This window comes from Zhongshania aquimaris, from assembly GCF_019312595.1.
In the GTDB taxonomy this organism is placed as follows: Bacteria; Pseudomonadota; Gammaproteobacteria; order Pseudomonadales; family Spongiibacteraceae; genus Spongiibacter; species Spongiibacter aquimaris.
Window position 1 is genome coordinate 22903 of record NZ_JAHWDQ010000007.1, and the last position, 24370, is coordinate 47272.

The window sequence follows — 24370 nt, forward strand, 5'->3', positions numbered from 1 at the left end:
AAAATCAGAGCAAGTGTATTTTTTAAACCCGTATAAAACAAAAAGTCGCGGCATAAAATATGCCGCGACTTTTTAGTAATGTAAGACGAAATAAAAATTATATTTATTTTTAAAAGCAGTATTTGCCAGCTGCTTCTGCCTGACCACTGCGACCACCGAGCTCAGACATAAGGGCTTTCATTCGGTAAGTCCACAAATGCAGATCCATCTCCAATGTCATACCCATAGCGCCGCTCATTTGATGCACGTCGTAAATAACGCGACTGGCACTTTCCTGCGCATGCAAAGCTGCTAAAGCCGCATCGCCGGCATCAGCTGACCACGCCGCTTTCAAAGCTAGCCAGCGCACGCCACCTGCCAAAACAGCGCACTCAGCCATGCGGTGCCGCAGGGCTTGCAAGGTCCCTAGCGGACGACCAAATTGCTTGCGCACACTGATGTGCTCAACCGTTGCATCTATCGCCGCCTTTAACAGACCAGCCATCTCTGCCGCACAGGCTACACGCAGCCAAGTGCGCACGATGTCAGCCTCTGATTCAGACAGTAATTGCACATCGAGCTTGCCGACCAGTTTTGCCATCGGATAGGCAAACAGCGATTCCGGTATTGCCTGGGTGTCACCTGCCTGCGGATGGGCAATTCCCACCGAGTCGCCATCGATAATAATCAGGGTTTTCGCAACACCAACAAAGCGCCCCGGACGACCATTTTCAATAACAGCAATGGGGCGTGGCAATTCAATATTAAGCGCTGGCCTAAGTAACATCGAAAGCGCAACTTCAGCGGTATAGGGCAATTGTGCCAAGCGTTCAACCGCGAGCGCCGCCGCAAGCGGCCCCATTTCTGGCATCGCCGCTATGTCGAAAAATTGATTGTCTTCCAGCTGCTTATCAAGCTCAGCGCTATACAGCGCGAAGCCGTGAAAATCTACCGGTGAGGATTTAAACTGGGCGGCCAATTTATCAATTTCGCCCGCTACTGCGAGCTGATCTTCGTTTAAGGTGAAGTCCATTAGCGCGGCTCCCTCGGCAATTCTAAATACTGGGTTGCGATAAGATTCAATTGAATTTCCGCCGCCCCCGAGGCGATACCCGCAACAATGCCGCGCTGATGATGAGCGAGCAGCATGGGGTTCTCTCCACTGATGGCTTCCGGCACATGCTCAACCACAAACTCAGACACCAAGCGCTCGCAAATTACCGTCGCGTAACGACCCACACTGGCTTCTGCACCAGTGGGAATGTTTTTTACCCGCTGATCAATTATTTGATAGCTATAGAGACGGGCCGCTTCGCAGGCGGCCTTGGCTTTGGCTGCCTGCTCAATTACACCCGCAGTGAAACGGTTCTGATCTTTTAGCAAACTCACAGCGCGGTGCAAGGTTGTTGTCGCCAGCGCAAAACGAGGAATACCGACACGCTCCAAAGACAAAGCCTTGCCGACGATATCCCAGGCCTGACCTTCCTCGCCCAAGCGTGCGGTCTCAGCTACCTCAACGTCGTCAAAAAACACTTCGTGGATATCACCCTCGCCGATGATGCTAGGGATCTCTCTAACCGTAATGCCAGGCGTTGTCATCGGAATCAGGAATATGGAAATTCCCCCTTTGCCCTGCGAGGTTCTGGCCAGACAAAAACAGGTATCGGCATCGCCAGCGTAGGAGGTCCAAATTTTTTGACCATTAATAATATACTTGTCACCTTTGCGCTCGGCGCGGGTGCGCAAAGAGGCTAGATCTGAACCTGACTCTGGCTCAGAAAAACCTTGGCACCACAGGGTTTCACCACGCGCCATAGGGGGAATATATTGTTGCTGCTGGGCGGGTGAACCAAACAGCATCAAGGTCGGCCCGATCCAGTTCACATTCATATACTGGCCGCCGCGGGGTTCGCCCGCCATCCACATTTCTTCAGCTAGGATAAACGCTTTCCAGGGATCGGCGTCTTGACCGCCCCACTCCACTGGCCAATGGGGAACCAGCAAACCGGCTTCCGCCAGGGCACCGCAAAATTCTTTGGCAAATACCGTTTGTTCTTTTGAGGCAGGGCCGTGCGCAATATGCTCCCAGTTTTCTGGCAGATTGTCTTTAATAAAATTGTGCACAGTCGCTCGAAAAGCCAACTGCTCGTCATTCCAATTAAAATCCATCGGAGTTATCCGCTAAGTGTAAAAGTTAGTTTGTCGGCAGGACTCAGACTAATCGTCTTTTTTGCTGCCTAGCGCAGAAATATAGCGCTCAATGCCGGCAATATAATCTGGATTCAGCATCAGCGCGCTATTGGCCATGCGCTCCACTTGGCGAGCTTGAGCAAGGCCGACGTCATGAGCCAACTCAATCGCCAGCTTTGCGGTTCCCATCTGCTCTGCGTGCTGCTTGGCCAGGTGCTCACAAAACGCCATGGCGTCTTGTTCAAAGCTTTCATCTGGATACACTTCGTGAACCAGACCCATAACAAAGGCGCGATCTGCATCAGCTGGCAGATTTGCCATAATCAGATAACGGCTCCAATGGGTGCCGACAATACGCGACAAACGACTCACGCCATTCGACGCTGGCAGCACGCCAAATTTGCCTTCTGGAAAAGCATAACTCGCGCTCTTTGCCGCTAAGCGAAAATCGCAAGACAGCGACATTTCCAAACCACCGCCAACACAGGGGCCCTGATGCGCCACAACGAAGGGCTTTTCAATATGTTCCATTTCATCGTAGATACGCTGCATACCATGTAGCTTCAGGCGATGTTTCTCGCGAATCTCTACCGCGCTGCGTTCAATATGCGGCTTGCCGTCTGAGCCATCGCGCAAATCGGCACCCGAACAAAAATAACGGCCCGTGGCGCGAATCAACATCACCTTTAAAGCCGGGGTATCGCGAAACTGATGCACCGCTTTTTCAAACAGCGCCATAGTTTGACCGGTTAGCGCATTCAATTTTTCCGGGCGATTTAAGGTCACAATCAGAATAGCGCCGCGTTCTTCTACTAATAGGTGTGGGGCGTCGGTCATTTGCATCTCCATTATCCGCGAGTTCTCGGCAGGCCAAGTGCCCGTTCAGCAATCATACTCCGGTGAACTTCGCTGGTACCACCATAGATAGTTGTACCGTGAGCATGACGGTAGGCGAGATTTAACTCCCCAGCCGGCCCTTCGCGGTCGGATAAAGAATGCGGCGCAGTCAGGTCGAGCAGATCACGCGAATCAGATTGAAACTTCTCAGATGAGAACATTTTGGTCATCGGCCCATAAGCTTTGCTAGTTAGCCCCTGCACCCCAACCCACAGTGCGCGGTTGCCAATGACTTCACCGATATAGGCGTGCAATTTGCTGCGCGCCAAACGCTTTTGGGCATCGGTGGTATCAAGCAGGGTCCCATTACCCACTTTTATTTGTTTACACAAAGCCTCTGCCGCTTCGGTCATGGCAAACTGGCTTTTCATAAAGCCGCCACCGTGTTCAAGCTCCAGCGCCGCCGCCATTACTTTTACACCGCCGTCTACTTCGCCAAGACGATACTTATCGGGAATACGCACTCCATCGTAATAGGTGACGTTGGTGCGCTCATCCTGAAAGGTATGAACGGCCTGCACTTCAATACCCGGCGTATCTAAAGGCACTACAAACATGGTAAGCCCCTTGTGCTTTGGCACATCGGGATTAGTCCGGGTCAGCATCAACACATACTGAGCAATATTGGCGCCGCTGGTCCACATTTTAGAACCGTCTATACGCCACCAGCCTTCGCCATCTGGTGTCGCTTTGGTCTTAGCTGCAAACACGTCGGAGCCACAGCCCGGCTCGCTATAGCCTAAACTACAAATAGCATCGCCACTTACAATTTTGCTTAACACTTCCTGTTTAAGTTCGTCGGTGCCACACTTGCGAATCATGGTACCCACCAACATCGTGGTACTTGCTGGATGGCCGGTCCAACCCTGTTTTTCCCAGACCCGACTCAAGGCGCTGGCCACATAGGGCTCGGCCTCACGACCGCCGTACTCTTTAGGCCAAGCGGGAAATAAGAAGCGGTTTTCTGCCAAAATTTTATGAACACCGGCGTCAAAACCATCAAAGGAATAATGCGCCTTGGCGCGTAATTCCGGGGTTAGTATCTTGTTGAAGAGCGCGTCTAGTTCAGACGCCATTGCCCGCGCTTCCTCGCCTAAATCAAAATCGATAGCGACCTCACCGGTATCGGGGAGATCAACAACTTCAGCCGCGTAGAGACGACGGCCGGCCTCTTCCAAGAAGCGGGTCGGGTCGCCAAACACCAAGGGCCAGGCTTTAGCGCGCAAATTGTACAAATGAATATCGTATTCTGTTGCCAAACCGTAGCCACCGAAGGTGTGCAGAGACTGCGTTACGGCACGGCCAGCAGAATCGGCAGCCCACCAAATCGCCATGGAGATTTCTGCACCAGCGTCGTTTAAATTGTGAGCAATATCGTGTATCGCCTTCCAGCTCAGGTATTTAGCGCCATCGATTTCGACAATACAATCTGCCAAGGGATGTGAAATACCCTGGTAGCTGCCGATAGCTTGCCCGAAAGCGTGACGCTCGCAGGCGTACTCAGAAGCGAGTCTTACCGCTTCTCTGGACAAACCCGATAACGCAATGGCTATCAATAACTTCCACTCTTCCAGGCCTTGATTAAATACCTTTAGACCCGCGCTATCTTGAGCCAAAACCTGGCGCTCGCACTGACTAAAATCAATTTCTGCAATGGGCGTAGAAGCCAAATTCTTCTCAAATCGCGAGGCATCTTTATTCAATAAATAAAGCGCAACTTGATCGCCATCCCGTGCAATCACTGCGTCGGCAACGGCTCCGCCGGCAACCCACTGAGTCTTTTGTTCAGCCACATTATGGTAGGCAATGCTGAGCACCGAATTCCCCATGATCGCCGCTTCTAGCAAGTCGCCGTGGGTTTTCTCCGCCAGTAGCGCCAACACGCGTGTCGCCACCAGGGTTTCGGCCAGAGGGCCAGAAACCAAGGTCCTTCCCGCCTCTTCCATTAACACGGCTGCATCCATAATACCCAAGCCAAGACCGCCCTGATCTTCGGGAACCCGTAAAGAAAACGCGCCCAACTCAGCTAAGCCCTGCCAAAGTTCTGGGTCAAAGCCATTATTGTCAGCTGCCGCTCTAATGTGAACACTGCTGCTGCGCTCATCCATGAACCGGGCAAAGGTTTCAGCCATCATGCGCTGATCGGGGGTGAGTTCAAAGTTCATCTGTGAAGCTGCTCCAAACGAGAAGAAAATCGGCAATGCGGCACAGAAAAGGCCCTTCTACAGAATCAGAAATTGCCGACATTAGGTTACTAGAAGATTATAAATTTGGCGTTTTATAAGGCGCCTCAACGATACATGAAGGGTATCAGCGATCTATTATCTGGTCAACAGTGGTGTACAATAGCAATTTGTGTCAGAATTTACCGACATCAGGTGGCAGGCATCTTTCCGCCTCGAATTCTCGGTCTATTACAAACTCAAATCTGCAATAGATCTACATTCTATATGCGCACACTCCAAGGCATACGTCGCCACATCGCGAGTGAGCTATTCTTTAATCGAGAGGTAGGAAAATGACACTCGTTGGACACTTTATCAATGGCGAGATCATTGTAGACGGCAATAACACGCAAGACGTTTTCAATCCAGCCAATGGCCAAGTTAGCAAACAAGTCGCCCTCGCCGACAAGGCCATGGTTGAAAAGGCCATCGCTGCAGCGCAGGCCGCCTTCCCCGCATGGCGCAACACGCCGCCTATGAAACGAGCACATATTATGTTCCGTTTCAGGGAGCTGCTTGAAAAAAACGCTGACAAGATCGTTGCCATGATTACCGAAGAACACGGCAAAGTGATAAGCGATGCGCGGGGAGAATTACAGCGCGGCATTGAAGTAGTTGAGAATGCCTGTGGCGCACCGGAGCTGCTGAAGGGCGAGCACAATAAAAATGCGGGCCCCGCCATCGACACCTGGAGCGAGTTTCAACCGCTAGGCGTTGTTGCTGGCATCACCCCCTTTAATTTTCCCGCCATGGTGCCATTGTGGATGTACCCCATGTCGCTTATTTGCGGCAATACTTTTGTGTTAAAACCCTCTGAACGCGATCCATCCGCGCCACTGTTTATCGCCCAGCTTTTACATGAAGCCGGTTTACCAAAAGGCGTGTTTAATGTTGTCAACGGCGGCAAAGAGGCGGTAGATACATTACTAACCGACAGTCGTATCGAGGCGGTATCCTTCGTCGGCTCTACCCCCATCGCCGAGTACGTTTATCAAACTGCCAGCCATCACGGTAAACGCTGCCAAGCCTTGGGCGGCGCCAAGAATCACGCGATTGTTATGCCGGACGCAGACTTGGATGACGCCGCGGACGCACTGATGGGCGCTGCCTACGGATCTGCTGGCGAGCGCTGCATGGCGATTTCTGTGGTTGTCGCGGTCGGCGACGACGCTGCCGATGCACTGGTCGAAAAACTAGGCTCTCGCATTAAAGATTTAAAAGTCGGCCCAGGTACTGACAATAGCAGCGACATGGGTCCATTAATTACCCAGCAACACCAACAGCGCGTTGCGGGCTATATCGATGCTGGCGTGAGTGAAGGTGCAGACCTGGTATGCGACGGTCGCAATTTACGCGTCGCCAACTGTGAAGCGGGCTACTTCGTGGGTGCCACCCTGTTTGATCGCGTGACCGCTGAAATGAGCATCTATCGCGATGAAATTTTTGGACCCGTCTTGTGTGTGGTTCGCGCAGATAGCCTGCAGGATGCCATCGCCTTAATCGATGCGCACGAATACGGCAACGGTACCTGTATCTTTACCCGCGACGGCGAATCGGCGCGCTACTTTAGCGACAATATCAAAGTCGGCATGGTTGGTGTAAACGTACCATTACCGGTACCGGTTGCCTGCCATACCTTCGGCGGCTGGAAGCGATCTTTATTTGGTGACCTTGGGGTTTACGGGCCGGACGCGATCCGTTTCAATACCCGAAGAAAAACCATTACTCAACGCTGGCCCTCAAGTGGTTTACGCGCAGGTGCCAATTTCGCCTTTCCATCGACGAAATAAGCAACACGTATAAACCCTGCGGCCGAGCACATGCATGGAAGTGGCGATGACAAACAGTGAAAACAAAGCAATTTGGTCTCAGTCGCTAAGCGACTTATTAAGGCGTTCGGCAAAACGCAATCCAAAAAAGACAGCGATCATCTGTGGCGATGTATCGTGGTCTTACGCGGAGTTCGATCAAATTTGCAATCGCATCGCCAATAGCTTTGTTGGCGAAGGCGTCGGCTTTGGCGACAGGGTTGCCATCCTGTCAAGAAACTCCCACGCCTTTATTGCTGTGCGCTACGCCCTGGCGCGCATTGGCGCAGTAATTGTGCCGATCAACTTTATGCTTAACGCAGAGGAAGTCGGCTACATTCTAGGGCACTCTGAAGCCAGCATTTTGATGGTCGACAAAGAGCATCACGCGCTGGGCGCCGAGGCAGCGCAAAAAAGCTCACACCTTAAGCGCTTGATGGGCTTGCCCAGCGAGAAATCAGCGGAGACACCCGCAGACTTGCTTGGCTTCAATGACCTTATCAAAGGCCCGACACATGTCCCCAACATATGCGTGGACCAAGACGATTTAGCACAGCTCATTTACACCAGCGGCACAGAGTCTAGCCCCAAGGGCGCCATGCTCACCCACGGCGCCATCATTTGGGAATACGTTACCTGCCTGGTCGAAGCTGAAATTGCTGAACGCGACACCATGCTGCACGCCCTGCCGCTGTACCACTGCGCGCAGCTGGATGCCTTTTTAGGTCCAGCGCTTTATGTCGGCGCTACCAATATCATTACCGCCGTGCCGTCACCAGACAATTTGCTGCCCTTAATGGAGCAGCACTGCGTCAATTCTTTTTTTGCGCCGCCAACGGTATGGATTGCACTTCTGCGCTCCGCCTTATTCGACACTACCAATTTAGCTCTTTTGCAAAAAGGCTATTACGGCGCCTCAATTATGCCGGTAGAAATACTGCGCGAAATAATGCGCCGACTGCCGGAGTTGCGCCTCTGGAATCTCTACGGACAAACCGAGATTGCCCCCGTCGCCACCATGCTCAAACCTGAAGACCAGCTGAGAAAAGCGGGATCGGCAGGTCGGGCAGGTTTAAACATTGAAACTCGGGTAATCGACGACAATGGCGACGATGTAGAAATTGGTGAGATTGGCGAGATTGTGCATCGCTCACCACAGCTAATGAGTGCGTATTACAAAGACGAAGAGCGCACAAAATCTGCTTTTCAGGACGGCTGGTTTCACAGCGGCGACCTGGCCATTATCGATGACGAGGGCTTTATCACCGTTGTCGATCGCAAAAAAGACATGATAAAAACCGGCGGCGAAAATGTATCGAGCCGCGAAGTTGAAGAGGCCCTTTACGGCCTGGAGGCCATCAGCGAAGTCGCAGTTATCGGCCTCCCTGACGAAAAATGGATAGAGGCCGTTTGCGCTGTCATCGTTCTTAAAGACAGCATGACGCTGGACGCCGATGCGGTCAGCGATTACAGCAAAAAGCACTTAGCGGGATTTAAGATTCCAAAGCGAATTTTCTTCGCCGACAGCCTACCGAAAAACCCCAGTGGCAAAATATTAAAACGTGATCTGCGCGAGCACTACGCCAAGCAATGAAAAACAGCACGTTTTTTACACGCGTTGCGATAGCTAAAAGTGAGCAATAACTCGGTCGTCACACCTCGGCCGAGCCCAAACAAAACCCTGGGATCTGTTGACCCTAGCGACGCGCCTCCACATTGATATTTCCTAGCATCATATTACCGGTGTCAGTATCAATCATAGTATGGGGAAACACCGTGTCGACGCGGCTGACTTCATGAAGCCTAGATAGCTGATCCGCAGAAAACTCCACCTTCAGCGCGCCCAAATTTGACTGCAATTGCGACATGGTTCGCGCGCCAATCACCGGTGACGTCACCGCGGGATTTTGCAAGGTCCAGGCCAATGCCACCTGCGCTGACTCACACCGCAGCTCAGCCGCAACCTCACCGACGACGGCCGCAATATCTAAGGCTCTTGCCGTTAAGCGCCCCGTCGCTTTGTTTATGTCTTTTCTAGAGCTGTAATCGGCGGCCTTTGTGTCTAAATCGGCATGACTGTATTTGCCACTCAGCACACCACCGGCCAACGGCGACCAGGGCATAACGCCCAATCCCATCTCCTGCGCCATAGGCATAAATTCCCGCTCTACGGTACGCTCAGTCAAATTATAGGGAATCTGCAGGGCCACCAGTGGCGCCCAACCACGCAGATCGGCAATCGCCTGCATACGTGAAATTTGCCACGCAGGCGTATCAGAAATTCCCGCATACAAAATTTTTCCACTGCGCACCAGGTCATCGAAAGCTCGCAAGATTTCCTCTACCGGCGTGCGGTTATCCCACAAATGTAGATACAGCAAATCCAGATAATCAGTATTCAAGCGCGTTAAGGTGGCCTCTATCGACTGCACCATATTTTTGCGGTGGTTACCGGCGGCATTGGGGTCGCCCTTCACCATACTCAAACTGTATTTGCTTGAAATAACAACGGACGAACGGCGCTGCGCAAGTATATTGCCCAGCATCCGCTCCGACTCGCCGCCCGCATAAAAATTAGCGGTATCAATGAAGTTGCCCCCCGCATCAAGATAGGCCCCCACCATGCGATCAGCTTCAGCGCTGTCTGTACCCCACCCCGCCATACCGAAGGTCATGGTTCCCAATGACATCGGCGACACTCGCAATCCGGAGCGGCCTAGTAGTCGATAGTGATCCAAGGAATTGATCATATAATTTAGTCCCCAATAAACATTTAGATAACTTTGCGCTTATGCGCTCCAGCATCATGAAACACACCGCACTGCTATTTTTATTTTGCCATTTTATTAACAGCCCACACTTAGGCTTTCACTCGCCGCATAGTCATCGCGTGCTGAAAGCGGGAGGCTGGATGAGTATTGATAGTGACCTGAACAACCTCCGACTCCACCGTTTTATAGGTTCGCCGAACCTCTAGCGCGGCTGTCCCCGCATCCACGCAAAGCTTCGCAGCCATTTCGCCCGAGGCAAGGCACGCCGAAATCTGCTGTTCCACCTCAACAACACTCAGGCCAAACATATCTTCTAACAGGGGAAATATGGCTCCTTGATGGCGGGGTAAAATTCGGCCCACTGAGGCATAATTGCGATTTATATAGTATTCAGTACAACAACACGGCGAGCCACCTTCACTTGAATAGCGAAAGCCTGTAACTACCAACCACTCTTCAGCGACACCCAGCCCAGTTCGGGCGACAAGCTCGTCATCAAGCGTCAACATCGAAATATGCTGGATACCCAGTCGCGTATCGTTGGCAAAGGCGAGCAAGCCACCAATCGACATCACTTGTTGAATTTCTGGCGCCACACTTGGCGGCACTAGCACAACCGTACCAGCGCCCTGCTTTGAGGCCACCAAGCGCTCTTCTCGAAGCCTGCGCAGGGACTCCCTTACCGTATGGCGACTTACCGAAAATCGCTTAGCAAGCTCGCCCTCGCTAGGCAGCACCGCCCCTACTGGGTGAATTCCCGCCAGAAGCTCATCTTTTATGGCGGTAGCTACTTGCATATATAGAGGTCGCGGCGGTGGACTCGTTGGCATTTCGACGTCTTCGCTAGGTTTTAAACTCATTGTAATTCCCGCATCAGTCAGACTGAAATAACTGTACACAAAACCCAATAACTTGTCCGTACATATTTTCTAATAATTAGTTACTCACTGATTTTATTACATTTTTTATTTTGCATTAAATTTTTAATGTACGGACATATTGAAATATACAAAGAAAACTGCCAAAGTCTATTAATCAACAACGATGTCTATTAAACTACTTTATCGACAACCGTGACAAGAACGACGGAGACAGGGTGAATAACAATAGCAACCCCGACCTAGAAATGCTGTCAGTACCGATTAGCTATTCGGTAGACGCCTATATTTCAGAGGACTACGCTCGTGCCGAGCGGGATAAACTGTGGCGCAAAGTTTGGCTACAAGCCGGCCGCGAAGAGGATATTCCACACGTCGGCGACTTCATCACATTTGAGATCAAAGACGACTCGGTGATTTTGCTACGCACGGCGGAAGATCAAATCAGCGCTTACCACAACGCCTGTCCCCATCGCGGTAGAAGACTGGTTGACGTACCTACAGGTGCGAGAAACGCCAAGGGCCACAGAAAACAGTTTGTGTGCGGATTCCACGGCTGGCGCTTCGACAAAGACGGCAACAATACCCACATCCCTCATGTTGAAGACTGGCAAGGTGTGCTTACCCCCGAATGCACCTCTTTAAGCAAAGTAAATGTCGGCACCTGGGGCGGCTGGATCTGGATTAACCTCGACCCAGATTGCGAACCCTTAGAGCGCTATCTCGATCCGGTTCCAGAGATGCTAACGCCGTTCGAACTGCAGAATATGCGCTACCGCTGGCGCAAATGGGGGGTATTCAATTGCAACTGGAAAGTTGCGATGGAAGCCTTCAACGAAACCTATCATGTGCAGACAACGCACCCAGAATTTAATCAATACGGCGCGTTTCGCGGCTGGGCAAAAAGCCACGGCCTGCACAGCAATATCGGCTATGAACGCCCCAAAGACATGGACGCCAATCAGGCCGCCAAACTCCGCATTAGCGACAGCGCCGCCGACCCACGCATCGCCACCGCAGAAATGCAGAACTACACCTGGACCAAAGCCAATACCAACACCACCGAAACCTTGGTTAAGGCCGCCAACAGATTGGTTGACGAACTGCCCGAGGGTACCCCCGGTGACAAAGTTCTGCAGCACTGGCTTGCCTCCGCTCGCGCAGACGATGCCACGCGCGGCGTAATTTGGCCAAGCGTAGACCCCGAGCATGTTGGCAAAAGCGGCACTGCCTGGCAGGTATTCCCCAACTTCCAGATTGGCCATGCCGTTAACAATATGCTGTGTTACAGCGCCCGCCCCTACGGCGACGATCCCAACAAATGTATTTTTGAAGCGGCAGTTTACGAGCTATTCCCAAAAGACGGCGTACCCAAAACCGAGTGGGAGTTCTGCCCGCCAACCGAAGAGGCGTGGTGCTATGTCTTATCCCAAGACTTTTCAAATATGGAAGCCGTACAACAGGGCATGAAATCAGCCGGTTTCCGCGGCCCCCAGCCCAATCCCTATATGGAGCGCAGTACTGCCAATTTGCACAATAACTTGGCCAAGTACATGGGCACCGGCAAACCTCAAATTATTAAAAAATAAGGCAGCAAAAGATGTATTCAGACGACAAACAAGAAAGCGCAGCGCCTAGCATTGTAAACGGCAAAACCACGCCGGTATACGAGCGTATTCTGGAGCTATTTGAAGCCGAAGGTGTTAAAGCCCTATTCGGTATTCCAGATCCCAACTTTGTACATATGTTTGTCGCCGCCGAAAAACGCGGCTGGAAAGTGGTAACACCTCATCACGAATTGGCGGCGGGCATGATGGCCGAAGCCTATGCGCGAATGAACGGCACCCCTGCGCTATGCATAGCAACCCTTGGCCCTGGCATTGCACTAACCGCTGGCTCAATGATGAATTCACTGGTTGAGAATTCACCGGTTATTTATCTTGGCGGTCAACGCGCTCGTATCACCGAGCGACGAGTTCGCCGCGGTCGCATTCAGTTTATCCAGCAAGAAGACCTATTCAAGAACTCGGTGAAGTGGAGCGCGAGTATTGAATACGCAGACCAAACCGATGAAATTATTCGCCACGCCCTGCGCGTGTGTCAGTCTGGCACCCCGGGTCCCGTGTATATCGAGTACCCCGGCCACGTTATTCTTCAAGAATTAGATGTACCACCTGCCCTGCCGCCCAAAGACTACCGCTTATTTGAGCCCGGTGCCGACGCCAATATGGTCGCCAAGGCGGCCGAACTTATTAAAAATGCTGCCTGCCCCATACTGTTAGTTGGTCACGCAGTACAGTGCACTCGCTCAGGCGCCAAAGTAAAAGAACTCGCTGAGCTAATGGGCTGCCCTGTGCTGCAAACCTCTGGCGGCACCGCCTTTATTGAAGGCATTGAGGACCGAACATTCCCCTATCTATTTGCAAAAGTCGCCGACGAAATCGTCGCCAAATCCGATGTGGTGATCGCCATTGGCACCGAGATCGGCGAGCCCGTTCACTACGGTCGCGGCTATTTATGGGCCGAAGGCAATACCGACCGCAAATGGGTCAATATTGAATTAGACGCCGAAGCCATCGGCCAAAACCGCCCCATTGACGTGCCATTAGTAGGCGATTTACGCACCGTTGTTCCGCAGTTAACGGCAGCATTAAAAGACAGCCCACGCGCCGAGCATCCAGATTTAAAACGCTGGATCAAGGAAGACAAAGAGCGCTTGCACGCCCTGACTCAACAAGACTTCAGCACCCCCAGCGGCCGAGTTCACACCGGCCAGTGGGTTATCGAATCGACCAAGGCGATGCCAGAGAATGCCATTCATGTTCGCGATGGTGGCTGTACCGTTATCTTCACGTGGACGTATTTGCAGAGCAAACCCCGCGACGTTATTTGGAACCAAAACTTTGGTTGCCTGGGCACCGGCCTTCCCTACGCAGTTGGTGCTTCTATTGCCGACGGCGGCAAACGCCCCGTGTTGTTTACCACCAGCGACTCGGCCTTCCTATATCACATTGCCGAGCTAGAAGTAGTGCAACGCTTTGAGCTGCCGATGGTCATTGTGGTCGCAGTGGACAATGCATGGGGCTTGGAAGTCGGGGTGTATAAACGCACCTTCGGTCACGGCAATACCACCGAACCCGGTGTGCACTGGAGCAAAAATGTGCGCTTTGACCATCTCGCTGAATCGCTGGGTTGTCAGGGCATGTATATCGAAAAAGGCGAAGACATCGGCAAGGCCGTTACCGAGGCATTTGCCAGCGGCAAACCGACTGTTATTCACGTTCCTATCGATCCCGTAATTAACCACGGTGGCAACCAGAACCTGGACACGCCTAATTATGACCGCTTCCGCACATGGTATGCGGAAGGTCAGCAATAAGGTTTGGGAGCAGAGACCTTGAATAAGCAAGGCCCACTAAAGGGTGTAAAAGTCATCGATCTCACCGCCATGGTGATGGGGCCTTATAGCACCCAAATTATGGCGGATATGGGCGCCGACGTGATTAAAGTAGAAGCACCCAACGGCGACAATACCCGCTTTATTTCTCCCGGCCCAAGCGAGGGAATGAGCGGCGTATTCGTGAATGTAAATCGCGGTAAACGCAGCATAGTGCTGGATTTGCGCTCGCCAGAAGGTAAGCAGACCTTAACAACTCTCCTTGCCGACGCCGACGTGTTTATTCACTCCATGCGTGGCAAGGCCATTCAGCAATTGGGTTTTGATTACCCCGCGGTGGCAGCGATTAAGCCCGACATTGTGTACACCAATTGCTACGGCTATAGCCGGCGCGGACCGGACGCTGACCGCCCAGCCTATGACGACACCATTCAAGCAGAGTGCGGCTTAACCTACGTACAGCAATTACTCACCGGCGAAGCCAATTACGTCGGTTCCATTCTGGCGGATAAAGTGGCGGGCATGACCGCCCTCTACGCCACCATGATGGCCTTATTTCACCGCGAGAGAACAGGCGAAGGACAAGAAGTTGAAGTCGGTATGTTTGAGACCATGGCTTCATTTATGTTAGTGGAACACGCCAACGGCGCCATGTTTGATCCGCCAACGGGACCAGCCAATTACCACCGCGCTGTCGCCCCAAACCGCCGCCCCTACCAAACCAAAGATGGCCATATTGCCGCACTGATTTACAACGACAAACACTGGTCGCTGTTTATGGACGCAGTTAAACCCGCATGGCTCAGCGATGATTTCTCGACTCTGGCGAAACGCGCTGCGCGCATCAACGAAGTCTATGGTTTGTTAGGAGAAACCTTTAAGGAGCGCAGCTCAGCGGAGTGGCTAAGTCTATTAAATACCTTGGGCATTCCAGCCGCCCCGTTAAATCGGACCGATGATCTGTTTAATAACGAACATCTCAATGCCATTGGCTTTTTTGAAACGATCAGTGATGAGCGTGGCAGCACGCGTTTTCCGGGCATTCCGACCTGGTTTTCAAAAACACCCGGCAAGATTGCTTCTGGCGCACCGCTACTGGGTGCCGACACCGACGCTATTCTCGCTGACACCGCAGGAATAAATACACAGGTTCAGCGAGGTTAAGCATTTGAGGCCACAGGATTATGGATATCGACTCAACAGCATTTTATTACGCCGCCAGAGGCAAAAACGATTGCCACTAGCGGCATTCGAATTAGCCGGCGATAGGCCTAGTATGTACAAAAGCGAGGTAGAAGCGTGAGAGCAAGCAGCGTCGACCAGTCTTTGACTCACGACCAACAGGAAATTCGAGACGCAGTTTTGAAGCACTGTTCAACCTTCAGCGATGACTACTGGCTGGAGCGCGATCGCGACGGCGTATTTCCCCACGAATTCCACAAATCCATGGCAGATGCAGGCTGGCTAGGCATTGCCATGCCAGAATCGGTTGGCGGTGCGGGGCTCGGCATCACCGAAGCGGCCATAATGATGCAAGCTGTGGCTGAGTCTGGCGGTTGCATGACCGCCGCATCAAGCATTCACGGCCCTGTATTTAGCATGCAGCCGGTAGCGTTATTTGGCAATGAAGAACAGCGCCAGCGCATGATTCCACCAGTACTGCGCGGTGAAGATAAAATTTGTTTTGCGGTAACCGAGCCCAACACCGGTTTAGATACCACCAAGCTGAAAACCCGCGCGACAAAATGCGAGGGCGGCTATCGCATCAATGGTGAGAAAATTTGGATTTCTGTTGCGCAAGTAGCCAATAAAATTATGTTGCTTGCCAGAACCACGCCCCTGGAAGAAGTGAAGAAAAAAACCGAGGGTCTAACCCTCTTCTTTACCGACTTGGATCGCGCCAAGGTTGAAGTCAGAAAAATAGACAAGATGGGACGCCACGCAGTGGACTCCAATATGTTATTTATTTCTGACATGTTTATTCCCGAGGAAGATCGCATCGGCAATGAAGGCGATGGATTTAAAATTATTTTACACGGCCTAAATCCGGAGCGCGTTTTACTGGGTGCAGAAGCGGTTGGCATTGGTCGCTTGGCCATTTATCGCGCTGCCCAATACGCCAAAGAGCGCATCGTATTTGACCGTCCTATTGGCATGAATCAGGGTATACAACACCCGCTAGCGAAATGCTGGGCACAGGTTGAAGCGGCCAATCTCATGGTCATGCAGGCCGGAAAATTATTTGATCGCGGCCTAGACTGCGGTGTAGAAGCCAATTCTGGCAAATACCTCGCCGCCGAAGCCGGCTTTGAAGCTTGCCACACTGCCATGCTAACGCTTGGCGGTATGGGCTACGCCAAGGAATATCATGTAGAGCGCTATCTACGCGAAATTTTAATACCCCGCACCGCGCCCGTTAGCCCTCACATGATTCTCAATTTTATTGCGGAGAAGGTCTTGGGCCTTCCCAAGTCATATTAGGGCGCATGCTATGAATCCAGCAGTAGAATTTGAAGCGCGCGACGATGGCATTACCATCATTACCTTAAATCGGCCAGAAACTCGCAACGCCTTGAGCGAGGAAGTAAGGCAGGGTTTATTTTCCGCGTGGCAACGTTTTGAGGACGATGAAAGTCTTAGGGTGGCGATATTAACAGCACACGGCGATAAGGTGTTTTGCGCCGGCGGTGACTTAAAAGAAATGGTAGAGAAAGGTCTCAAGGTCCCGCCGAGAGATATGTTCCCCATGCCCTACGACAATATCACCTTATCTAAGCCGACAATTGCTGCGGTAAATGGGGTGGCGTTTGCCGGTGGCTGGATGATTGCCCAAGCCTGCGACCTGTGCGTTGCCAGCACCTCGGCGTCATTTGCGGTTACCGAAGTCAAAGTGGGCCGCAGCTCCCCTTGGGCTTCGCCGCTAATTCATATGATCCCACAGCGCATCATGATGGAGATTCTCCTCACTGGAAAACCCATCAGTGCGCAGCGCGCCTACGAAATTGGTCTGGTCAATCGCTTAGCGCAGCCTGAGCAATTAATGGCTTCCGCGCTAGAGCTCGCAACGGACGTTTTACAGGGCGCGCCGCTGTCAGTCAGCGCTGCCCGCAACACCGTCATGATCGCAACGGAAATGGGTCGCGCTGACGCCTTGGAAGCTGCACGAAAAGCATCTGAGCACTGCTACAACAGTAGTGATGCACAGGAAGGCCCTAGGGCTTTCGCTGAAAAGCGAAAACCTGTTTGGAAAAACCAGTAGCAGAAACAACAAAACCATAAAAACATTTAACAACAATACTTGGGTACGCTATGAAAAATCTAAAAATGAAACCACTCGCAGCAGCCTGCAAACTTGCGGCAGGTACGGCAATTATAATTTCAGCATCTAGCCTTGCTACCGCGCAAACCACCGCGGAAGCCGCCGGCGAAAATGCCAACACACCCAAGAAGCGAACCTCGATGCTCGAAGAGGTCACGGTTACGGCCCAGCGCCGCGAAGAGAGCGCTCAAGACGTTGCTATTTCTATTACGGTGTTCAACCAAGAGCAAATTGCGAATGCCAATATGACCAACTCGAACGACTTGGCCATCTATACCCCATCGATGACAACCAACACTCGCTTTGGCCCTGAGAATGCGAGCTTCTCGATACGTGGCTTCACACAAGAACTGCGCACCACTGCATCGGTTGGGGTGTACTTCGCTGAAGTGGTTTCACCCCGCGGCCAAACTTCGCAAACCTCCGGCGACGGCGCTGGCCCCGGAACCTTATTTGACTTGGCAAACGTACAGGTTTTGAAAGGGCCGCAGGGCACTCTATTTGGACGGAATACAACGGGCGGTGCGGTAATACTCACTCCAGAAAAACCTGGTCAGGAGTTTGGCGGCTATATAGAAGGCTCTCTGGGTAACTACGATTCTGAGCGTGTGCAAGGCGCCTTAAACATTCCGGTTAACGACAAGCTGGCAATGCGCATTGGTATAGACTCCAACGTGCGTGATGGCCACCTCAACAACATCACCAATGTGGGCGCAAGCCAGCTTGGGAACACGGATTATACCGCGGGTCGCTTTAGTATCTTGTGGGATATCACCGACAAGGTAAGCAACTACACCTTATTTCAAACGGTAAGCTCTGAAACCGCAGGTTACACATCTCGCCTCTTCGCCTGTAATGATTCGCCGCAAGATTTCTTTGGCATTGCAATCGGTATTTTTACTGGCCCCGGTTGCCAGCAGCAGCTTGCCAACCAAGAAGCGAGTGGCAATGACGGTTACTACGATATTGTCAGCACCGTACCGGAACCAATCACCGCCATTAAAGAGCGTCGTTTTATTAATACCACCACGTGGATTGTCAACGATAATTTAACGTTCAAGAATATCTTTTCATACGCTCACTTAACGACCAAAAACGGCTCTGACATTTTCGGTACCCGCTTCCCAGAAGTGACCACTGCGCTGCTGGGACCCATCGTGGATCTGCTCCCCATCCAGCTGATACCAACACAAATTTCAGATCCAAATCGCGAGTTCGCTGTTGGTGTGTCGCTGCCGCATCCAGACTATCCTGTCACCAGCCAGGAAACTTGGGTTGAAGAAATTCAATTGCAAGGGGTTAACTTTGACGACCGCCTAGTATGGCAAGCTGGCCTGTATTATGAAACCAGCCTACCTGACGGTCCGTCAGGCAATATTTCTGCCGGCACGATTTCCTGCGATATGTCGACCTTGCAGGGCGATCCATCTAACTACAACTGTTTTGATATTACTGGCGGCTTACTTGGCAGCGTCTTGCTACAGGATTACAGAACTGAATATGAGAACAAGGCGATCTACGCGCAAGGTAGTTATGACCTCTTAGAGAATCTCACCCTTACCACCGGCCTGCGTTACACCTGGGACGACACCGAAGCAAAAGCGGTAAAAACTCGCTACACCTTTGTCGGTCCTCTTGCACAAGCACCCACAGTTCAAGTATCTAACCCAAGTCAATCGAGCGACGCGCCAACTGGGCTACTTGAGCTCCAGTATCGCCCCTTTGAAGAAACGATGCTCTACGCCAAATATATTCGTGGCTACCGCCAAGGCAGCGTTAACCCCGCCGCTGACCCAGGGGTAGATGTATTTGACCAAGAAAAAGTAGACACCTATGAGATCGGTGCCAAAACCTCTTTCGGTGGGCCGATTCCTGGACGCTTCAATATCGCCGTATTTGATAACGAGCTGACCAACCAGCAGCTACAGACGGGCTATATCTCCCCAACCGCAGCACAGACACTTGCTATTTTTAACGCCGGCAAATCGGAAATCAAAGGCTTTGAAGCAGAGCTAACCTTGCTGCTAAGCGATGGATTGACCGCAAACCTAACTTACTCCAAGTTGGACACTGAGCTGCTTGAGCAAGACTCAGACAACTCGGCGAAAATAGGTGCGGCGGCTGGGCCATTTGGTGAATTCAGTGCTACCCCGATTGCGGACCAAGGTGACGAATTGCCCTTCGCACCAGAGCAATCTTACGTCGCTTCATTAATGTACAACCTGCCAACGCCAGTAAGTTGGGGCTCTATGGATGTCGGCGTGACCTATGTTTACACCGGTGAGCAACGCGCTGGCGCGTCCAGTACATCACCCTTCTCAATGCTAGATGCATTCGAACTTTGGAATATGAACTTTACGTGGATGTCGATGTTTGGGTCTAACTTCGATCTGTCTGTGTTTGGCACCAACTTAACTGACGAAGAATACGAAACCTATGTCTCTGCGACCTTCAGCGTGCTGGGCTTCGAGTCTCGTATGAGTGGTTTGCCTAAACAGTATGGCGCACGTCTACGCTATTCATTCTAAAACACGGCCCAGTAAAGTAATAAAGAGGAATCGGGAATGAGTTCAGACAAACAACAAAACTGGCCAGACAGTTGGCAATTGCTAGAGCACGGCATTCGCAGTGGTCGCTATATAGACCCGGAGTTTGCCAAGCTTGAGCAGGAAAAGCTGTGGCTACATGTTTGGCAAATGGCTGCGCGTCTAGACGAAATTCCCGAGACCGGCGACTTCACCGTATATGAGATTGGCGAGCAATCGCTCATTATTACGCGCGTTGACGAGCGCACGGTAAAAGCCTATAACAATGCCTGCCCACACCGCGGTACGGCCTTGGCAGAAGATGCCGGCACTTTTGAAAAATGCCGAATCATTTGCCCTTTCCACGGCTGGCGCTGGGGAATCGATGGCAAAAACCAATACGTATTAGAGCAACAGCAATTCCGTGGCGGCAATCTGCAAAGCGAGGATGTCGCACTCAAAGAAGTCGCCGTTGAGATTTTCGCCGGCTTCGTTTTTATTAATTTTAGCAAAACACCCCAGCCCTTTGCTGAATTCATTGCGCCTGTAGGGCAACTGATAGAAGACCTTGCCATAGGTGATATGCACCACTATTGGTGGAAATCAGTGGTCGTACCGGCAAACTGGAAAGTCGCGGTGGAAGCCTTTCTTGAGGGCTATCACGTACCGGCAACACACCCGCAATTAGAAGTGCCTTCCGCCGATTTTATTTTCGGCGACGACGTATCGAAAGACGCGCCCCAGTACTCTCACCTGGATCATCTCTATGAGAACTTCGACAACGGTCACGGTCGATTCTTAGGCGGTGAAAAGACGCCTATGGCTGGCCATACCCGTGTCGAGGGTGATCCTGTTGATTTAATGGCAGACCGCCTTGATCTACTTGTCTACGGCATGGACGCAATGGTTCTCGCCGAGGACGTTGCACTGGTGCGCTCTCTTAAAAACAAACCAATACCAGAAGGCTCAAGCTTAGGAGCCGAATACGTCAAACTACTTTATTCGACCGCCGCCCAGCAACAGCGTCCCATGCCCAAGCTCGATCCTCAGGTGCTAGCTCAATGGGGTGGTGAATTATTTGTATTCCCCAATCTAATGATTTTGCCGCAAGCGGGCAATGCCATGATTTACCGGGTGAGACCCAATGGGGATGATCCCGATTCTTGTATTTTTGAAATTATGTCGACCAAAACCTACCCCGCTGCGCAAGATACTCCCCGCGCCACCGTGCAGGCCATGGATAATCCAGACGATCCCGAACAATTCCTGAAAATCCCACGGCAGGACTTCGCCAATATTCCAAAAATTCAAAAAGGCTTGCATACCCAAGGCTGTAAGCAAATATGGTTAGCCGATTACTACGAAAAAATTATTCTGAATCTGCATCAAGAATTAGATCGTTTTTTACAAAGATAAAAAACATTCAGCTCACTTAAACAATCAAGCTAGTTTTAGGACAACATCATGAGCGAAATTTACAACAAACTTAAAGCTAAAGACTTAAGTCCCCATATCGCAACAGAAGTGACTCTGGGTAAAGAAGACTTGCTGAGCGGCGAGTTCGCCAGCGATATTCGAGCGCTTTTGGAACAACGCGGTGTGCTGATTTTTCCCAAAATCAATCTCAGCGAAGACGAACAAATCACCTTCACCAAAACTCTTGGTGAGCTCGCTCCAGAAATGGCTGGGGAGTTGATCTACAAAGTAACGCTAGATACCAAAGCCAATGCCAAGGCAGATTATTTAAAAGGCTCGTGGTACTGGCATCTAGATGGCACCATGAACAAAGTGCCAATTTTAGCCTCTATTCTCACCGGCAAGGTATTATCGCCTGTCGGCGGCAACACCGAGTTCTGTAACACCTATGCAGCCTACGATGCTTTGTCCGACGAAGACAAACAGACTTTCGACAAACTCCGCGTAGAACATTCTGCCTGGAATTCTTTGCTGTATTACGACCCAGAGCCCAGCTTGCAAAAAGCCCGGGAAATGATGTCCATCGGTGAAAACGAACTGCCATTGGTGTGGAATCATAAAACCGGTCGCAAATCCCTGGTGATTGGCTGCACGGCTCACCATGTACTCGGCATGTCTTCGAGAGAAAGTGCGGAACTATTGATACGCCTTCGTGAATGGTCCACCCAAGATAAATTCTCCTACAGCCACACATGGTCGGTTGGCGATATGGTGATGTGGGACAACACCGGCACCATGCACCGCGCCACACCATACGATCCAAACTCTGGGCGTATGATGATACGCACAAAGCTACAGGGTGAAGAATCGTTCGAGTAGAAATGTAAAATCGCAGGGGTGATGTAGACAACAAAAAACGCTACTAAACTGATCCAGCCGAGTTTATCAATAGGCTGGATCACCTTTTCCAAATCAAATTGCCCCACGCGACCAGCCTATCTTGAGACTCTACAATGCCTGCATACTTAGTTGTTATTCAGAAGGAAGCCATCCACGACCCCGAGGCGTTCGCGACATACCATAGCCTTACCCGCGAAATTGCCAGTAGTAACCTGACCCCGAAAGTTATCTATGGCGACGTGGCAGGTCTTGAGGGGTTGCCACCCGAAGGGGTGGTAATATTAGAGTTTCCAACGATGGAAGAGGCACAGGCCTGGTATAACAGTACCGCGTATCAAGAGGCGCTTCCGTATCGTCTTAAGGCATCAAGTTACCAGAGCTTCATTGTCGCCGGTCTAGCTTGATAAAGCGCTGTTGCGAAATACGCTGCAACAGCTAAAGTATGTACCCGCACGTTGAGGCCTTGAATACATCCGCCCGAGCTTTTACTGTTGAGGAATTAACACAGTCCGCCTCAACAACATCCAAGTACTTTTAGATGTCAATTATGCTATCAATCACCACGCTTAGTAACGCAGTGGATTTAAGCAAACGTCATTTAATAAAAAGGGCTACAACTTATTCGCCACAAACGGAAACTTACCTATAATCCCCGGCTTAACTTTGCCGGCAATTTTATTGCCATCCACAATCCCGTTAAAGCGGACTTTCATTTTCAGCGGTTTAGTCACCACATTTACCCAGGATAATTGATTGCCTTCAAGGCACACATCGCTAACTGGGGCGATGTCGCCAGCTGCAGATTGCTCACCGACGAGCACACCGTTTTCCACTCGCAAATCCAATCGAGTTTCCTGAGCACCAGTTGGCCCTTTTATGCTTACAGCCCAACTACCCGCCACCGACTCAAGTGTCGGCACACCGCCGCCAATCACCGACGATTCATCGATAGCGTCAAGCTCCTGCAGTGGCAACGGCGGTATGGCAATCGCCTTGGGAACGATCACCGATGTCACCGGTTTCAAATCTGCGTAAGTCACAATGCCGGGGCGTGCAGCAACCACACTGGGAATAGCGTTCACCACCGGCGACGCGGTAATAATATGTCCAGTGGCAAGCAATTCGTCCATCGGCAGACTCATATCTTCCGGCAAAACCTGCGCCTGCAATTTCACATTGGGATTACCCAGAATTTCAATCTGATACGAATCAAAAATCTGCCACGCGGGCTCTATATCCTGTGCAACCGTCCACTGCGCATTTAGCTCAATCACGGGATGACCGTCGGCAATTCCGCGCCAGCGAGCAAGTATTCCCGCCACCGTGCCTTTGCGCACATCGCGACCAGGCACATCAGCATCCTCGGTCGCGTGGGCAAATTCTACGTCGCAGCGGATATCATCAAGCTTAAATTTAAACATTTTGGCGATGGCTTCAACCGCATCGCCAAAGGGCAATGTGGCTTTCTCTATAGCCGCTGCGTGTCCAGTATCACCGGCGGGTCGGCCCCAGCCCAGTTCATTTTGATTCGCGTCTTCAGACCACATACCAATATTAAAAGACTCGGTCACGCGGACGAGATTCACATCGCGGGAGAGACTCGATGCCGTCGCCACCACCGCGTCAATCCAACCCGGGTTAATACCGCTGCCAAACAAACTGGCATTGCCGGCCTGCGCCGCTGCTTCTAGCCGGCTGCGAGCTTCTTCACCGTAACCGCGGCCTGTTAAGAAACTGGCAGTAGTCGCGATATTTACGCCCGCCCGCAGGATTTTTTCCATGTGATCTACATTGGGGTGCAGTGGCATATAGGCCACACAATCGGGCTTCAATGCCAATAGCTCATCGATGTCGCTGGTCGCTAACACACCTATCTTTCTGCCCAGCCCGCACAGATCCCCGACATCTTGGCCGACCTTATTTGCACTAAAAGCGTATAGGCCAACCAGATCCATATTCGGCCGTTCTAAAATAGCTTTAATTGCTTGAGTAGCTACTTTTCCTGTTGTCCACTGCACAATTCGCACTGGCGCTTGTTCGGTATTAGTCATCGCGTTTCCATTAT

18 protein-coding genes are annotated in these 24370 nt (G+C 51.5%); 11 read left to right on the forward strand and 7 right to left on the reverse strand.

Annotated elements, in window-relative coordinates; translation table 11 throughout:
• Positions 1-109: 109 nt before the first annotated feature.
• Genes KXJ70_RS17850 through KXJ70_RS17865 form a run of 4 tightly spaced genes read right to left on the reverse strand, consistent with a single transcriptional unit; the run spans position 110 to position 5231 of the window.
• Positions 110-1012, reverse strand: a complete 903-nt coding sequence (locus KXJ70_RS17850; RefSeq protein WP_219044914.1) for an acyl-CoA dehydrogenase family protein — start codon at positions 1010-1012, stop codon at positions 110-112.
• Positions 1012-2148 (reverse strand): acyl-CoA dehydrogenase family protein, encoded by a 1137-nt coding sequence (locus KXJ70_RS17855; RefSeq protein WP_219044915.1) that lies wholly within the window; start codon positions 2146-2148, stop codon positions 1012-1014. Before KXJ70_RS17855 ends, KXJ70_RS17850 begins: the two co-directional genes overlap by 1 nt.
• Before the next feature lie 48 nt (positions 2149-2196).
• Positions 2197-3006, reverse strand: a complete 810-nt coding sequence (locus KXJ70_RS17860) for an enoyl-CoA hydratase/isomerase family protein (protein WP_219044916.1) — start codon at positions 3004-3006, stop codon at positions 2197-2199.
• 11 nt (positions 3007-3017) lie between these two features.
• Positions 3018-5231, reverse strand: coding sequence for an acyl-CoA dehydrogenase family protein (locus KXJ70_RS17865; RefSeq protein WP_219044917.1), 2214 nt, complete (start codon positions 5229-5231; stop codon positions 3018-3020).
• A gap of 353 nt (positions 5232-5584) precedes the next feature.
• On the opposite strand from KXJ70_RS17865, the gene KXJ70_RS17870 reads away from it, so the two are divergent.
• Positions 5585-7081, forward strand: coding sequence for a CoA-acylating methylmalonate-semialdehyde dehydrogenase (locus KXJ70_RS17870; RefSeq protein WP_219044918.1), 1497 nt, complete (start codon positions 5585-5587; stop codon positions 7079-7081).
• A 46-nt stretch (positions 7082-7127) separates the two neighbouring features.
• Positions 7128-8693 (forward strand): acyl-CoA synthetase, encoded by a 1566-nt coding sequence (locus KXJ70_RS17875; protein WP_219044919.1) that lies wholly within the window; start codon positions 7128-7130, stop codon positions 8691-8693.
• A 103-nt stretch (positions 8694-8796) separates the two neighbouring features.
• On the opposite strand, the gene KXJ70_RS17880 is transcribed toward KXJ70_RS17875, so the two are convergent.
• Together KXJ70_RS17880 and KXJ70_RS17885 are read right to left on the reverse strand one after the other, a co-directional pair.
• Positions 8797-9849, reverse strand: a complete 1053-nt coding sequence (locus KXJ70_RS17880) for an aldo/keto reductase (protein WP_219044920.1) — start codon at positions 9847-9849, stop codon at positions 8797-8799.
• A gap of 110 nt (positions 9850-9959) precedes the next feature.
• Positions 9960-10730 carry a GntR family transcriptional regulator gene (locus KXJ70_RS17885; RefSeq protein ID WP_219044921.1) on the reverse strand — a complete coding sequence of 257 codons (771 nt, stop codon included), beginning with the start codon at positions 10728-10730 and terminating at the stop codon, positions 9960-9962.
• Positions 10731-10966: 236 nt separating this feature from the next.
• Here KXJ70_RS17885 and KXJ70_RS17890 point away from each other — a divergent pair, with 236 nt between their 5' ends.
• From KXJ70_RS17890 to KXJ70_RS17930, 9 genes are all read left to right on the forward strand, one after another.
• Positions 10967-12337, forward strand: a complete 1371-nt coding sequence (locus tag KXJ70_RS17890; protein WP_219044922.1) for an aromatic ring-hydroxylating oxygenase subunit alpha — start codon at positions 10967-10969, stop codon at positions 12335-12337.
• Positions 12338-12348: 11 nt separating this feature from the next.
• A complete protein-coding gene (locus tag KXJ70_RS17895) occupies positions 12349-14127 on the forward strand; it encodes a thiamine pyrophosphate-binding protein (RefSeq protein ID WP_219044923.1) in 1779 nt (592 codons plus the stop codon).
• A gap of 18 nt (positions 14128-14145) precedes the next feature.
• Positions 14146-15309: a CaiB/BaiF CoA transferase family protein gene (locus KXJ70_RS17900; RefSeq protein ID WP_219044924.1), complete on the forward strand. Its 1164-nt coding sequence runs from the start codon at positions 14146-14148 to the stop codon at positions 15307-15309.
• Between the two features lie 135 nt (positions 15310-15444).
• Positions 15445-16626 carry an acyl-CoA dehydrogenase family protein gene (locus KXJ70_RS17905; protein WP_219044925.1) on the forward strand — a complete coding sequence of 394 codons (1182 nt, stop codon included), beginning with the start codon at positions 15445-15447 and terminating at the stop codon, positions 16624-16626.
• 10 nt (positions 16627-16636) lie between these two features.
• A complete protein-coding gene (locus KXJ70_RS17910; RefSeq protein WP_219044926.1) occupies positions 16637-17404 on the forward strand; it encodes an enoyl-CoA hydratase/isomerase family protein in 768 nt (255 codons plus the stop codon).
• 50 nt (positions 17405-17454) lie between these two features.
• Positions 17455-19992 (forward strand): TonB-dependent receptor, encoded by a 2538-nt coding sequence (locus KXJ70_RS17915; protein ID WP_219044927.1) that lies wholly within the window; start codon positions 17455-17457, stop codon positions 19990-19992.
• A gap of 36 nt (positions 19993-20028) precedes the next feature.
• Complete coding sequence (locus tag KXJ70_RS17920; RefSeq protein WP_219044928.1) at positions 20029-21405, forward strand: aromatic ring-hydroxylating oxygenase subunit alpha; 1377 nt, start codon at positions 20029-20031, stop codon at positions 21403-21405.
• 48 nt (positions 21406-21453) lie between these two features.
• On the forward strand, positions 21454-22284 hold the full coding sequence (locus KXJ70_RS17925) for a TauD/TfdA dioxygenase family protein (RefSeq protein WP_219044929.1): 831 nt from the start codon (positions 21454-21456) through the stop codon (positions 22282-22284).
• 134 nt (positions 22285-22418) lie between these two features.
• Complete coding sequence (locus KXJ70_RS17930) at positions 22419-22709, forward strand: DUF1330 domain-containing protein (RefSeq protein ID WP_219044930.1); 291 nt, start codon at positions 22419-22421, stop codon at positions 22707-22709.
• Positions 22710-22916: 207 nt separating this feature from the next.
• On the opposite strand, the gene KXJ70_RS17935 is transcribed toward KXJ70_RS17930, so the two are convergent.
• Positions 22917-24356 carry an NAD(P)H-dependent amine dehydrogenase family protein gene (locus KXJ70_RS17935; RefSeq protein ID WP_219044931.1) on the reverse strand — a complete coding sequence of 480 codons (1440 nt, stop codon included), beginning with the start codon at positions 24354-24356 and terminating at the stop codon, positions 22917-22919.
• Positions 24357-24370 lie beyond the last annotated feature (14 nt).

Bases quoted from the DNA above. Each gene is read 5' to 3' on its own strand.
- KXJ70_RS17850 (WP_219044914.1), bottom strand. From the start codon at position 1,012: ATGGACTTCACCTTAAACGAAGATCAGCTCGCAGTAGCGGGCGAAATT.
- KXJ70_RS17855 (WP_219044915.1), bottom strand. From the start codon at position 2,148: ATGGATTTTAATTGGAATGACGAGCAGTTGGCTTTTCGAGCGACTGTG.
- KXJ70_RS17860 (WP_219044916.1), bottom strand. From the start codon at position 3,006: ATGACCGACGCCCCACACCTATTAGTAGAAGAACGCGGCGCTATTCTG.
- KXJ70_RS17865 (WP_219044917.1), bottom strand. From the start codon at position 5,231: ATGAACTTTGAACTCACCCCCGATCAGCGCATGATGGCTGAAACCTTT.
- KXJ70_RS17870 (WP_219044918.1), top strand. From the start codon at position 5,585: ATGACACTCGTTGGACACTTTATCAATGGCGAGATCATTGTAGACGGC.
- KXJ70_RS17875 (WP_219044919.1), top strand. From the start codon at position 7,128: ATGACAAACAGTGAAAACAAAGCAATTTGGTCTCAGTCGCTAAGCGAC.
- KXJ70_RS17880 (WP_219044920.1), bottom strand. From the start codon at position 9,849: ATGATCAATTCCTTGGATCACTATCGACTACTAGGCCGCTCCGGATTG.
- KXJ70_RS17885 (WP_219044921.1), bottom strand. From the start codon at position 10,730: ATGAGTTTAAAACCTAGCGAAGACGTCGAAATGCCAACGAGTCCACCG.
- KXJ70_RS17895 (WP_219044923.1), top strand. From the start codon at position 12,349: ATGTATTCAGACGACAAACAAGAAAGCGCAGCGCCTAGCATTGTAAAC.
- KXJ70_RS17910 (WP_219044926.1), top strand. From the start codon at position 16,637: ATGAATCCAGCAGTAGAATTTGAAGCGCGCGACGATGGCATTACCATC.
- KXJ70_RS17915 (WP_219044927.1), top strand. From the start codon at position 17,455: ATGAAAAATCTAAAAATGAAACCACTCGCAGCAGCCTGCAAACTTGCG.
- KXJ70_RS17920 (WP_219044928.1), top strand. From the start codon at position 20,029: ATGAGTTCAGACAAACAACAAAACTGGCCAGACAGTTGGCAATTGCTA.
- KXJ70_RS17925 (WP_219044929.1), top strand. From the start codon at position 21,454: ATGAGCGAAATTTACAACAAACTTAAAGCTAAAGACTTAAGTCCCCAT.
- KXJ70_RS17930 (WP_219044930.1), top strand. From the start codon at position 22,419: ATGCCTGCATACTTAGTTGTTATTCAGAAGGAAGCCATCCACGACCCC.
- KXJ70_RS17935 (WP_219044931.1), bottom strand. From the start codon at position 24,356: ATGACTAATACCGAACAAGCGCCAGTGCGAATTGTGCAGTGGACAACA.